Below are 12,752 nucleotides of genomic sequence, written 5' to 3' on the forward strand. Positions count from 1 at the left end.
GTAACATCTGCTGTGATTTATGCGGCATTACGTTTTAGCCTCCGCTTCATATTGCTACGGGCAACGACATAGTCGAATAAGGGTGCCCACAGATTGGCAAACAGGATAGCCAACATAATGCCCTCTGGCATTTTGAGGTTAAGCACTCGAATGAGCACTGTCATAAAGCCAATCATCAAACCGTAAAAGAACTTGCCCTGACGGGTGTAAGCTGTGGTCACTGGATCGGTCGCCATAAACATCATCCCCAGCGCAAAACCGCCAGTCACTAGATGCCAGGTTCACGGCATAGCAAACATCTCGTTTTTATCCGAGCCAATCAGATTAAACATCACCGCCGTCAACACCATGCCTAGCATGACACCCACCACAATGCGCCAATCGGCCAAGCGGGTTAAGATCAGCATTAAACCGCCAAACAAAATTGCCAAGGTGCTGGTTTCGGCAATGGTGCCCACCGTAAAGCCAAACAGGGCATCCCACCATAACGGATCACTAAAGGCTTGATACCAGCTCTGATCGACAAAGCTCAACTTACCCGCAGCCACTTGCGTTAAGGTCGTCGCCCCGGCAAACCCATCAACCGCCACAAACTGCGACAACTGCGCCACCTCAGTGGGGTAGGCAAAGTAGATAAAGGCGTAACCCGCAAGCGCTGGGTTAAGGAAGTTATACCCCATGCCGCCAAACACCTCTTTGGCCATGATCACCCCAAAGGTAATGCCCAAAGCCACAATCCATAAGGGGGTCGACACCGGAATGATTAAGGTAAATAGCAATGCGGTAACGAAGAAACCTTCGTGCAGTTCTTGGCGACGCACCTTGGCGAACACCACCTCCCAAAAGAGGCTAACCGACAAGGCGGTCAAATAGATAGGCACATAGAAGCTCAGGCCATAAGCAAAGCGGCTTAACAGCCCAGATTGCTCAGTAAGCCCACCGGTGACGGCATTAAAGGCCAATAGCTGCCACACGTCAGGCGTAGTCAACCCTGACGCCATTGCCAGCTGCGCCTGCAGACCCAAGTTATAGACACCGATTAAGATGGCAGGCAGCAGACAGAGCCCAACAATCGTCATAGTCCGCTTAACATCAATGGCATCACGCACATGCACTTTGCCTTTGGTACTGCGACCATTGGCATAGATCAAAGAGCGAAAAAAGCTGCGCATCGACTGACCGTGAGCATAGTAGTCAGTGTGTTTGTCAGGCGTGTTATTTGGCTTACTCATTACCCTTCCCTCTCAATAATATCTAGGCAGATGCGCAGCTCTTGGCCAAAATCATATTTGCCAGGGCAGACAAATGTGCACAATGCCAAATCTTCTTCATCGAGCTCTAACGCCCCAAGCAGCTGCGCTTCGTCGGTGTCGCGCACCACAAGATCGCGCATTAATAGTGTGGGTAAAATATCCAGCGGCATAACGCGATCGAGTTGACCAAACGCCATCATGGCGCGGTGTGAACCGCCCGCCTGGGTGGTTAAATTAAACAACCGCTTAGCGCCTTTAAAGCGTGACGTCACCGCGCGGGTAATAGAGAACTTATCAGAGCCACCACGTACCCATGGCAGCAGCTGGTGGCCATCATCTTCAGCCAAAATAGAAATTTGTTGGTGGAAACGTCCGAGGTAATCGTGAGGGCCATCGGCAGTGTGTCCAGCAAGAATAGAGCCTGACACCACCCGGTTGTTACCCGGCTTCATTTCATCTTGCACAAGCTGACTTAACTGAGCGCCCATCTGAGTGCGCAGCAAACGCGGATTCGCCACCATTGGGCCGCCAAGGGCAACCACACGGCTGGTGTATAGCTCACCCGTTAAAAACAGTTTGCCGTAGGCAATCACATCTTGGTAACCCAAGTGCCATACCGGCCTTTCGATGCTCGCGGGTTGAATAAAGTGAATGTGAGTACCCACTAAGCCTGCAGGATGTACTCCGGCAAAGCGATGACTGGTCACTTTGGGTAGATCAGCACCTGGCAGTGCCTCACCAGCATCGTGACACAGATGTATCGGGCCATCAGTTAAATAGCCCAGCACAGTTAAACCTGCGGCAAACGCTTGTGGCTGCTCGGCAATGATAATGCGCGGATCGGCCGCCAACGGATTGGTATCCATAGCATTGACAAAAATGGCCGTCGGTTGGCTATCAAGCTGGGGGACGCGAGAAAAAGGACGCGTTCTGAGCGCCGTCCACAAACCACTCTTGACGAGGTTTTGCTGCACGGCTTCGCGGCTTAATTGGCTCAAGTCATTGAAAGATTCAAACGTAAGCTTGTCATCTCCTTCAACCGCAATCACAACAGATTGCAGGCGACGACGTTCGCCACGATTAATTTCGACCACCACGCCGCTAGCGGGCGCCGTAAATAACACGCCGGGGGTCGTTTTGTCTTCAAACAGCGGCTGACCTTGCTTAACGCTGTCGCCAACCTCAACCAGTAATGTGGGTTTTAATCCCACATATTCTTCACCCAGTAACGCTACCCGACTAGGAAACGCTGCTGTTTCAATCTCTTGCCTTGGCTCACCGGCGATGGGCACATCTAAGCCCTTCTTGATTGTCTTAATCTTGTCTGAGAAACCTGCCATCGCAAACATCAACCATTAAAATTTTGGGATGCTCAATAGTAAATGATTGTTAACTAAAATACCGATAGTAAAGTCACACTCCGACACCATTTGGTAACTAAGCAACGCAGCTTTACCCGATAATGTGACATCGATCGGCTAAAACTGACTCAACATCGACACTCTGACCCAACAATGTAGTTTTATAACAATAAAAACCATCTTTAGTGCTAAGCATGCTGGATAAAACTGGCCTACAAAGGGCGCACAAGCCCTGCTGCTGAGTCGTTACGCGATATCTCACCATGAAAGTCAGCTTACTGATGACCCAGACAATATGTCCTAAAAAACATTTAGACATCTAGACGGCCGAGTGCTATGTTCATCATTCACTCAAAGGAATAGGAACCCCATAAGATGAAACTCGAATCATTAGCACTGCACCATGGATATGAGTCAGAAGCGACCACCAAAGCGGCGGCCGTCCCCATCTACCAAACCACCTCCTATACCTTTGATGACACCCAGCACGGGGCCGACCTATTTGACTTAAAAGTGGCCGGCAACATCTACACCCGCATCATGAACCCTACCACCAACGTGTTAGAGCAGCGCTTAGCGGCAATCGAAGGGGGCATTGGTGCCCTTGCTGTGGCTTCGGGGATGGCCGCCATCACCTATGCAATTCAAGCCTTAACTCAGGTAGGCGACAACATTGTCAGCACCAGCCAACTCTATGGCGGCACCTATAATCTGTTTGCCCACACATTGCCGCGCCAAGGGGTTGAAGTTCGTATGGCGGCATTTGATGACTTTGACGGCTTAGCAGCACTCATTGACGACAATACCAAGGCCTTATTTTGCGAATCGATTGGTAATCCGGCCGGTAATATTGTCGATATTGAACGTTTAGCTGAAATCGCCCATAAATATGGCGTGCCACTGATCGTCGACAATACTGTGGCAACACCTGTGTTGTGTCGCCCGTTTGAATTTGGCGCCGATATTGTGGTGCACTCACTCACCAAATACATTGGCGGCCACGGCACCACGATTGGTGGTGCCATTATCGACTCGGGTCAATTTGACTGGGCAGCGCAGCCCAAACGCTTTGCCGTGCTCAACGAACCTGATCCCTCTTATCATGGCGTTGTCTATACCGAGGCCTTTGGCCCTGCCGCCTTTATTGGCCGATGCCGCGTGGTGCCACTGAGAAATACTGGCGCGGCGCTCGCCCCGCAAAGTGCCTTCTTACTACTGCAAGGGCTTGAAACCTTAGCGCTGCGAATGGAACGCCATTGCAGCAACGCACTGACCTTAGCGCAATATCTCAGTCAGCATCCGCAGATAGCTTGGGTCAATTATGGTGCATTGGAGGAGAGCCCCTATCGCGATAACTGCAATAAGATCACTGACGGCAAGGCCTCGGGCATAATCAGCTTTGGCATTAAAGCGCCCTCGCCAGAGGAAGCTAAGGCCGCAGGCGGGCGCTTTATCGACGCGCTGCAGATGATCTTACGTTTGGTTAATATTGGCGATGCGAAATCCTTAGCTTGTCATCCCGCGACCACCACGCACAGGCAGCTTGACGCTATCGAACTGGCTAAAGCTGGGGTATCAGAAGACTTAGTACGTATCTCGGTGGGCATTGAGCATATTGATGACATTATTGCAGATGTGGCACAGGCATTGGAAAAGGCCAGTCACTAGATGACGGCGCGGGGCTTAAGCTGGCGTGTGAACGCTAGTATCACTTCATAAATCGAAGTAGTGATGTCAATCGAAGTAGTTAAATCAATCTAAATAGCTACACAGATCAAAAATGGCTGACGACGCTTAATCGTAAGCCATTTTTTTGTTCACCCATACAGGGTTAAGCACGTGATTTATCTTGAGCAAGCCGCTCGGCATCGAGGATCTGCATGCCCGCAGTGATCGCCACGACCGCCTTAGATTTAAACTCGCGACGGTAGAGGGTATACACCACCACCACACTGGCAGCAATAAACAGCAAGGGATGAAAGAAGCCACATAACACGGCCATGGCAAAATAATAGGAACGCAAACCGTAGTTATAGGCATGCGCGGCACGGTCTTGCACTATCGCCATCTGCAACGCATAGTCTTGCAACGGCTTATTGGTGCCACTTTTATCCACTGGCGTTGCCCCAATCATCACGTTTAAAAAGCCATATTGGCGCATCGACCAAGTAAACTGAAAAAAGGCCATCACAAAAATAAATGCCAATAACGTCAGTTTCAATTGGATCAGCAAGTGTTCCGGCGGTGCCGTTAAAGGAATCGATGCGATCACCGATTCTAAGCGCTCTACTTGGGCAAATAGGGTAAGCACACCGGCGAGAACCAGCATGGTGGTCGAGGCAAAAAAGGTAATATTACGCTCTAAATTGGCCAATAATGCCGCCTCTGCCACCCTCACCTCACGGCCCACTAACTGGTTCATCCAATGAATACGATGTTGATGCATGCATTTGGCGATACAATTGCTTGTTTTAGCCTTAATGCGTGCAAATCGGCTATAGCCCGCCCAGCAACTAAAAAAGCAGAGGGCAGCAATCATGTCGAGCAGATAATAGGTCATCACAGTTAATCGTCCTTAACGCACATCATCCACCGAGTGCTGGCCACGTCACAGCATACCTGCGACGACAACTCATTAAATCATATGCCATTAGTATTGCAAAGAGGCGACAATCCCACTCGCTCAGCCTTTATCCACCTCTGGTAAAACACTCCACACTAATTACTGAAACATATGTTAAATAATTGTTTTTCAATTTAATGGGTTGTAGAATCCTGACCTAGTAAGAACGACTAATAAACAGTAAAGGATTATTTATGATGTTATCCATTAAACACAACTTGCCAAGCTTGTTGCTATCGGCACTTTTGCTCACCGCATGTGGTGGAGGTGGTAGTGGCAGTACAACAGGCACCTCTGGAGGCACTATCGATACTGGTGCCAATAATGGTGGCTTGGCTTGGGTTGAGGGTGAGTTTATCCCTTATGCCCAACTGGCTAAGCAATGCGTTGCCGATCAAAGTGGCTCAGCGCTCAGTGAAAAGTTGTGGCTGCGTTCATGGAGTAACGACACCTATTTATGGTATGACGAAATCGTCGATACCGATCCTGCCCCTTATACGGTACTCGAGTACTTTGATCTGCTTAAAACCAATGAGCTATCGGCATCTGGCAATATCAAAGACAAATTCCATTACGCTATGTCCAGTGCCGAGTGGGAACAATTAAATCAGGCGGGAGCGTCGCTAGGTTACGGCTTTAATTTATACTTACAGCAGGCCAGTGCCGAGGTGGATAGAAAAGTCACCGTCACCTTTAGTGAGCCAAACTCTCCTGCGGCGTTGGCCAGTATTGGCCGCGGCGCGGTGCTCGTCAGCGTCGATGGCGTCAGTATTAAAGATGCAAATGACAGCGACTCAATCAACATTCTTAATGCCGGCCTATTCCCTAGTGTGTCAGGTAAACAGACTGACTTTGGCGTACTCGACTTAGGCGCCACCGAGACCCGCAATGTCACTTTAACCGCCACAAGCGTGGTGTCGACACCTGTCCCTATTGCCAGCGCCATCCCCACATTTAGCGGCAATGTCGGCTATATCCAATTTAACGCCCATATCGCCACTGCAGAGCGTCAATTGGTTGATGCCATCAACGGCTTAAAGAATTCAGATGTACAAGATCTGGTGTTGGACTTACGCTACAACGGCGGTGGCTTACTCGCCCTAGCAAGCCAATTGGGTTACATGATTGCTGGTGAGCAAGCGACCCAAAATCGTACCTTTGAACGACTCACCTTTAACGACAAATACCCTAATCGCGATCCTGTGACAGGTGAAGCCTTAACCCCAATCCCCTTTATTGATCAGAGCATAGGTTTTGATCCCAACACACTTGCACAAGGGGAAGCCCTCCCCTCACTCAACCTGCAACGAGTGTTTGTACTTACCACTAATAATACTTGTTCTGCCAGTGAAGCCTTAATGAATGGCCTGCGCGGCATCGATATTGATGTGATCCAAATCGGCGGCACTAGCTGTGGTAAGCCCTATGGTTTTTATCCAACGCCTAACTGCGATACCACCTACTTTAGTGTGCAATTTAAAGGGATCAACGACAAAGGCTTTGGCGATTACTCTGACGGTTTTGTCCCCAGTAGTAACCCCACTTTAGCCAGCGATCTTCCAGGTTGTGCCCTTAATGATGACTTTAGCCAGCCGCTAGGGAACATCAATGAACGCTTGTTATCTGCCGCGCTCTATTATCGCGACAATAACCGTTGTCCAGCCCTTAGCACATCATCAATGGGCAGAGTCGCCGCTCAGGCACCCTTTATCGATAAAGGGTTTACCCTCGAAGATACTCGAGTGCAAAGTAAGCTTAGTAATAACCGTATTTGGCCTACTGGGCTATAAGGAGTACAGATGCAAGCTCATGCTAAATCTCATCCTCGCGTACGGCCTGGTTGGTGGCTGATGACTTACTTGCTGCTTGCAGGCTGTAGCCTACAAGCCGAAGACAGTCAGGCCGAAGCCTTGCCAGCAGTTATCGCTGAACCTAGTGCCGCCAGCACCTTAGAGTTAGAGCGTACTATTGCCACCCTGCTGCAGATGCAAAAGGTGACTCTGGCTGCGGGGGCTTTTACTCAAAACCCCAACCTGACACTGGCACGCCTAGAGCATAAGGATGCCAACGGCGTGCTTATTATGGGGCGTGACTATGAATCGCCACGCATTGTGCAGTTATTAATAAAAGACGGCCAGTGTCTGCTGGCCGATGAGCAAGGTAAGCAAAGCCCGCCTCTAACTGATACTCGATGCAAACGAGCCAAATAGCATGGCGAGCTCCTGCCAGCAGCAATAGCCCACTGCGATAAGCCAAAGCCTTGCACTAAAAAAGCCACTGTCTTATTAAACACAGTGGCTTAATTAGATGGTCCGCCTCACCCCTAAGCTAAGCTTAGGGTTAGGCAATCAAAGAGGCGAACCATCATGTCTACTATTAAAGTCATTGGGATCGATTTAGGCAAATCTTCTTTTCACCTTGTTGCTCATGACCATAGCGGTCGAGAGCAATTTCGAAAGCACTTATCTCGTACAAAACTTATTGCGTTTTTAGCTCAAACACCCGCCACCATCATCGCGATGGAGTCATGTGGTGGCTCACACTGGTTAGCCAGAAAGTGCCAGTCTTTTGGGCACGAAGTTAAACTCATTCCCCCGCAGTACGTTAAACCTTACGTTAAAACCAATAAAAATGATTATATTGATGCCGATGCGATAGCGGAAGCATCAACGCGCCCATCGATGCGCTTTGTTGGTGTTAAAACTGAAACTGCTCAGGTTATCTCAGTGCTCCAACGTATTCGTTCTAGTTACGTAAAAGAGCGTACCGCGTGCATGTCCCGTATTGGAGCTATCTTGCTTGAATTTGGTATGAGCTTCCCTAAAGGACATAGCAAGATGAAAGCCTTGTTTCAATGGCTTGCCGATAATAAAGAGCCCATTCCTCCGATGTTAATGCAGGAGCTAATTGAACATCATGAATACTATGAACAACTTAATGAGCGTATTGCAGGACAAGATAGAAAGCTGAAACAGCTTGTCGAGCAAAGTGAAGACGCTCAATTGCTGAAATCTATTCCTGGTGTAGGAGATTTAACAGCAAGCCAGTGCTTAGCCGATATCTCTGATGTGAGTCACTTTAAAAACGGGCGCCAGTTAGCTGCGTGGATAGGATTAGTCCCACACCAATACTCAACTGGCGGTAAAAGCACGTTATTAGGAATAAGTAAGCGCGGCAATAAAGCGCTAAGAACCTTGTTCATTCATGGTGCTCGGTCGATTTTATCTAGGCCTGAAGTCGCGGTGGCGGTATTTGGAGAATGGATACTTGAGCTTAGAGCGAGAAAGCCATTTAATGTAGCAGTTGTTGCTTTGGCGAATAAATTAGTGCGGATAGCGTGGTCAGTGTTATCGACCAAGCAAGCATTTGAAGTAAGAGTTTAACCCGAGTTTGCAGATGATAGAGAAGATGACAGAACGGTCAGACCACTAGATTGAAGACCTGACATAAAAAACAGCAACGCAGTATGCTTTTGGCTTTTTGAGGACAATCTAGCGCGGAACTCATCGTGGAGCGGGTGGTAAGCACCTAATGAAGACTCCGAATACATTAGCGCAAACCAACCTCGTTATCGAAAATATCATTTGCAATAACGAGGCGGACCATACATTTTTATGGGCGGCAATGTTAACGCCTGTTTTGGCTCACAACGCAGATAACCATCTAGGCGCAGATAGCATAATTTTGTATCTGTGGCCTTTTACCTATGACAAGTTATCTGCCACATTTCACGCCGTATCATCCTCGCTGGCTGCAATTTTGGCTCGCAAATCGGCACTGACAATGGCGAGCGCATCCAGCGCAACTTGTGGGGCAATGGCGTGCGTTTCAAATAAGTAGATCAGATCCACCGCCAGTTTAATCTCATCGCTAGCATCCGCTAAGGGGCTTGCTGTCACAGATGGCGTCTCGACGCTGACAGCTTGTGACTGATGTTCTTGAGGGGGATGTTCTTCTGGGCGATAGGCCTTAGGTGACATAGCTTAATTTAAGTTAACCAAAGTGAGCCGATATTTTTACATAGCCGCTAGGACACAACAAGCCTGGGTGGCGATAAGTAAAGTGAAGCGTCGCCAGTCAGGCTCGACAAATTCGACGCTAAATGGCTGACAACCCCTACTTAGCAACAATATAAACGGCTTGTGCAAAGTATGAATATTTAACCGCTTAGCGACAGGATCAAACAGAAAGACTTTAGTGTTGCCCCCAGACTGAATATACTGCCCCTATTGTGGACCGACAACGAATGGTAGATATGAGCGAAAATAGCGCCCCGAAAACCCAAAAACTGGATTTTTCAGCCATCAATAAAACGACGGCAAAATCCTTTAATGAACAAAAAAATCTGATCAAACGTCTATTTAAAGGCAACAGTGTTGCTTGCGAAGTCTGTAAGCAACCACTGCAACTTGTGGTGCCTAGCGATAATCAAACCAATGGCAAATACGGCGTATTTTGTAAAAAAGGCTGCACCGATATTGAACTTGAGATGGAAGTGATCGCCTAACCCTTCCTCATCAATCCCCAAGCCTACTGCAAACGGTTGCCACTAAGATGGCAACTGAACTCTGGGCTCCGCTGTCCCGCTGTAAAAGTTCGCCATTCAAGCTCTGAATTAAACTGGCTCGGCATGAGCGCTAGCCTGCCGGCTATGAATCACTAAACAAAGACTCACTAAGCTATTGCAGCCCCTTGCTCACTTTATCGTGCTGCGCCATGGCCAACATAGGTACAGGCCAGCACCTGCTCAATCCGACATTTTTCACTAAAACCGCCCAACAATCTGCCCATAAGGTTTTATTTTTTCAGCGGCATTCAAGTATAATGCTGACGCAACAATATTAATTTATTAACATACATTTCAGCAACATGTGTAGCAAGGACTGCTAAGATGACCAACAAAAAATTCGCCCTAGGGCTGTGGGCGATGGGGCTACTGCTCCACACTATTAATGGTTACAGCACGCCTGCAGTAAACGCGGCCGCAACGCTGCACCAATACCAGTTGACCACCAGTACACTGCTATCTCTGGGCGATGACACTTATGTCACTCAACGCGCCAGAATGTTGCTCGATTACCGTGCACAAGACACGGACTCAACCCAACCGCTTGGCGATAGCGCAACGTTTTTAATCACTCCACAAATGCTGCAATATAAAGGCCACATACTAAATATCAGCAGCTTAGATAATGCCCCTGCGAGCACCGAACTGGCTAAGGTGTTGCGCGCTGGATTCAAAGTCAGCTTTGTTCAGGGCAAGACAGGGGCATTAATAGCGCAAGATGAAACTCGATGGCAACAATATGCTCAAGCTAGATCACCACGCCAAAAGGCACTATTAAACCAAGCGTTAGCCCCTTTTAAACAGGCACCTATGTTACCTGTTAACCTAAAACCTGAAGTGGGCTACAGTGTTGTATGGCCAAGCGAGGCGACTCAGGCAATAGTGCAGCAGCGCTGGACAGTGACCCACGTTACCGAAGAGACATTGCAGGTGACAATGCAAAGCCAGCCTTTTCCAGTGCAAGACAGTGGTAAACTGCAACTTACTACCTATGGTCAATTCGAGGTCGATAGGCAATCAGGCTGGCTAAATGCCATGGTATTAATTGAGCAGAAAACCCAAGGGAAAAAGACCCAAACTCAGCGCTGGGTAATGGCTCCCATAACGACCCAATATGTGAGTGACATGCTGTGGTTTGATGAGCCACTCGATCCTATTGGCCCAGACGAAGATCCCTTTTTCCCTATCACCCCATTATCGTTAAAGCATCAGAGCATAGATGCCGACTTTTCTGTGCCCATGCTTGCCGCCGACCAAGGCGTTATCATACCCGATGATAATGGATTTTCACTGCGCTATATACATGGGCTCAGCCAGCGATTTTATGCCGCACAAGTAAGCTATAACAAGGTGCAACTGAGGGATAAGCACCATCAAGCTATCCCACTGACCTTATGGCAACACAGCCATTATGATGCAAGTAATCTCGACGGCGCGATTGAATCACAGCTCAATATTATCCCACTCATATGGGACGATAATCGTGCGGCGCTGCAAGCGCTAGACACTATTAGCGCTGACATCACCTTGACCCCCAGCACCAGCGAAACGGTCACTCTCTCTTGGTCACAATTATTAGCCGCCCCCTATCACTCCGGCGACGCCAGCATGCGCTTAACACGCCTCAAAACAGGAGCCGAACATTATCGACTCGAGATATACAACAGCGCGCAACATACCCTTGATGTTGACTTAGCCCAATTTAGCGGTGATATGGCGGTCATACCACCTCGCTATACCACACCCACTTGGCTGTCATTAACCGAACAAGAGTTGCTAGGCGCTCTGTTTCCTAAGCAAGATAGCGCCCAAGCTCCAGACCATGTGTTTGAACTAAGACTGCACCATACGCCTAGCGACATCACCTTATTACAAGCGCGGCTTCGCCCTGACTTGGCGCGCCACAAAACCGTCACCTTTGTCGATAAAAATCGTTACCAAGCCGACCTCCGTAATCCTCCGCTAGCGGTTAATCAGCTTGATTATGATGCCAATGAAACAGATAAATTCATAAGCGACAACACACCGTTAGCGCTGCAAGCAGAAGCAGCGCCCTATGCCCTCGCTCCTGTCTCAAATAATGGCCATGATCTGCTGATTAACATGCCAGGCGCCCTCGCCACAGCCTGCCAGCCCACGATCACGCAAGGATTTGACGAGGGTGATAATCCGATCACATGGCGATTAATCCAAGGTATTAACGGCGATGCCACCTATCAACTGAGCACTGAAGATGGTTTGCGCCGCGACTTTTATGATCGCAATATCAGTGGTGACATACATTGCACAGGGAACATTCGCTGGCACAAGCTACCCAAAGGGTTAACGCAAACCCCTTGGCTAGTCGATGTGAGTACTTGGTTGACGGCCTCCAACATGGCTGATGAGCCCAGCCAACAACTGATGCAATATATCAAGGTGTGGGACGAAAACCTGCGCCCCTTAAGCCTACGTTTACCCCACAACAGTGAGCAACTCACGATAAAACAAGTGCTAGTTGATGGTCATCTGCTCAGTGTTAACGGCGCCGCCACCCATGTGCGTTACCTCACTATCACAGGTGAGCCCACTCGTTTTCCCTATCAATTTCGCTTTAAACCACTGCCATAAGGAGCCAAGATGCCTCGAACGACCCTATTGGCCTTAGCCCATAGCTTGATCACAGCACAAGCCTATGCCAAGCGTATTTGGCTCGATAAAAACTGGCAGCCGGTCACCAGCAAACAGCAAGCCCGTTTCTATTTACCAGAGGAGATCCATGTGGCTAACGGCCGCCTCGCTGGCGAACAATATGATGCGACAGGACGCAAACAGGGCAAGCTGTACCAGTTTAACGCCAATGGTTCACTGCGTTATATGGAAGGGTATCAGCATGATGAGCGGCTTCACCGCACAGAGGTCGCAAGCGCATGATCAGCAGTTAGTGGCTGATTTTATTGACCGAATAA

10 protein-coding genes and 1 pseudogene are annotated in these 12,752 nt (G+C 48.9%); 7 read left to right on the forward strand and 4 right to left on the reverse strand.

The window, feature by feature from the left end; all coding sequences use genetic code 11:
• Positions 1–17 precede the first annotated feature (17 nt).
• Both AC0VXX_RS11975 and AC0VXX_RS11980 read right to left on the reverse strand, forming a co-directional pair.
• Positions 18–1,232: pseudogene (locus tag AC0VXX_RS11975) on the reverse strand (NADH:ubiquinone reductase (Na(+)-transporting) subunit B).
• Positions 1,232–2,593, reverse strand: a complete 1,362-nt coding sequence (locus AC0VXX_RS11980) for a Na(+)-translocating NADH-quinone reductase subunit A (protein WP_475514429.1) — start codon at positions 2,591–2,593, stop codon at positions 1,232–1,234. Before AC0VXX_RS11980 ends, AC0VXX_RS11975 begins: the two are co-directional and overlap by 1 nt.
• Positions 2,594–2,989: 396 nt before the next feature.
• Here AC0VXX_RS11980 and AC0VXX_RS11985 point away from each other — a divergent pair, with 396 nt between their 5' ends.
• Complete coding sequence (locus AC0VXX_RS11985; protein ID WP_475514430.1) at positions 2,990–4,282, forward strand: O-acetylhomoserine aminocarboxypropyltransferase/cysteine synthase family protein; 1,293 nt, start codon at positions 2,990–2,992, stop codon at positions 4,280–4,282.
• Between the two features lie 163 nt (positions 4,283–4,445).
• On the opposite strand, the gene AC0VXX_RS11990 is transcribed toward AC0VXX_RS11985, so the two are convergent.
• Positions 4,446–5,174 carry a DUF599 domain-containing protein gene (locus AC0VXX_RS11990; RefSeq protein WP_475517011.1) on the reverse strand — a complete coding sequence of 243 codons (729 nt, stop codon included), beginning with the start codon at positions 5,172–5,174 and terminating at the stop codon, positions 4,446–4,448.
• Positions 5,175–5,434: 260 nt separating this feature from the next.
• On the opposite strand from AC0VXX_RS11990, the gene AC0VXX_RS11995 reads away from it, so the two are divergent.
• The 3 genes from AC0VXX_RS11995 (at position 5,435) to AC0VXX_RS12005 (ending at position 8,620) form a co-directional block, all read left to right on the forward strand.
• On the forward strand, positions 5,435–7,027 hold the full coding sequence (locus AC0VXX_RS11995) for a S41 family peptidase (RefSeq protein ID WP_475517012.1): 1,593 nt from the start codon (positions 5,435–5,437) through the stop codon (positions 7,025–7,027).
• A 9-nt stretch (positions 7,028–7,036) separates the two neighbouring features.
• Positions 7,037–7,447 carry a hypothetical protein gene (locus tag AC0VXX_RS12000; protein ID WP_475514431.1) on the forward strand — a complete coding sequence of 137 codons (411 nt, stop codon included), beginning with the start codon at positions 7,037–7,039 and terminating at the stop codon, positions 7,445–7,447.
• Positions 7,448–7,603: 156 nt separating this feature from the next.
• Entirely contained in the window at positions 7,604–8,620 is a 1,017-nt protein-coding gene (locus tag AC0VXX_RS12005) for an IS110 family RNA-guided transposase (RefSeq protein ID WP_475514106.1), read from the forward strand.
• A 345-nt stretch (positions 8,621–8,965) separates the two neighbouring features.
• Here the strand turns inward: AC0VXX_RS12005 and AC0VXX_RS12010 are convergent, their stop codons facing one another.
• Positions 8,966–9,217, reverse strand: coding sequence for a DUF2496 domain-containing protein (locus tag AC0VXX_RS12010; RefSeq protein WP_475514432.1), 252 nt, complete (start codon positions 9,215–9,217; stop codon positions 8,966–8,968).
• Positions 9,218–9,492: 275 nt separating this feature from the next.
• On the opposite strand from AC0VXX_RS12010, the gene AC0VXX_RS12015 reads away from it, so the two are divergent.
• From AC0VXX_RS12015 to AC0VXX_RS12025, 3 genes are all read left to right on the forward strand, one after another.
• Complete coding sequence (locus AC0VXX_RS12015) at positions 9,493–9,744, forward strand: hypothetical protein (protein ID WP_475514433.1); 252 nt, start codon at positions 9,493–9,495, stop codon at positions 9,742–9,744.
• Positions 9,745–10,128: 384 nt separating this feature from the next.
• Positions 10,129–12,414, forward strand: a complete 2,286-nt coding sequence (locus AC0VXX_RS12020; RefSeq protein WP_475514434.1) for a hypothetical protein — start codon at positions 10,129–10,131, stop codon at positions 12,412–12,414.
• A 9-nt stretch (positions 12,415–12,423) separates the two neighbouring features.
• The gene (locus tag AC0VXX_RS12025; RefSeq protein ID WP_475514435.1) at positions 12,424–12,717 is read left to right on the forward strand and encodes a hypothetical protein; all 294 of its coding nucleotides are present in this window, start codon (positions 12,424–12,426) and stop codon (positions 12,715–12,717) included.
• Positions 12,718–12,752 lie beyond the last annotated feature (35 nt).

Source organism: Shewanella sp. QJM3NY_23 (genome assembly GCF_056173105.1).

Excerpts from the sequence above, each read along its gene's own strand:
- AC0VXX_RS12020 (WP_475514434.1), top strand. The coding sequence starts at position 10,129 with ATGACCAACAAAAAATTCGCCCTAGGGCTGTGGGCGATGGGGCTACTG.
- AC0VXX_RS12005 (WP_475514106.1), top strand. The coding sequence starts at position 7,604 with ATGTCTACTATTAAAGTCATTGGGATCGATTTAGGCAAATCTTCTTTT.
- AC0VXX_RS11995 (WP_475517012.1), top strand. The coding sequence starts at position 5,435 with ATGTTATCCATTAAACACAACTTGCCAAGCTTGTTGCTATCGGCACTT.
- AC0VXX_RS11985 (WP_475514430.1), top strand. The coding sequence starts at position 2,990 with ATGAAACTCGAATCATTAGCACTGCACCATGGATATGAGTCAGAAGCG.
- AC0VXX_RS12025 (WP_475514435.1), top strand. The coding sequence starts at position 12,424 with ATGCCTCGAACGACCCTATTGGCCTTAGCCCATAGCTTGATCACAGCA.
- AC0VXX_RS11980 (WP_475514429.1), bottom strand. The coding sequence starts at position 2,593 with ATGGCAGGTTTCTCAGACAAGATTAAGACAATCAAGAAGGGCTTAGAT.
- AC0VXX_RS12000 (WP_475514431.1), top strand. The coding sequence starts at position 7,037 with ATGCAAGCTCATGCTAAATCTCATCCTCGCGTACGGCCTGGTTGGTGG.
- AC0VXX_RS12010 (WP_475514432.1), bottom strand. The coding sequence starts at position 9,217 with ATGTCACCTAAGGCCTATCGCCCAGAAGAACATCCCCCTCAAGAACAT.
- AC0VXX_RS12015 (WP_475514433.1), top strand. The coding sequence starts at position 9,493 with ATGAGCGAAAATAGCGCCCCGAAAACCCAAAAACTGGATTTTTCAGCC.
- AC0VXX_RS11990 (WP_475517011.1), bottom strand. The coding sequence starts at position 5,174 with ATGACCTATTATCTGCTCGACATGATTGCTGCCCTCTGCTTTTTTAGT.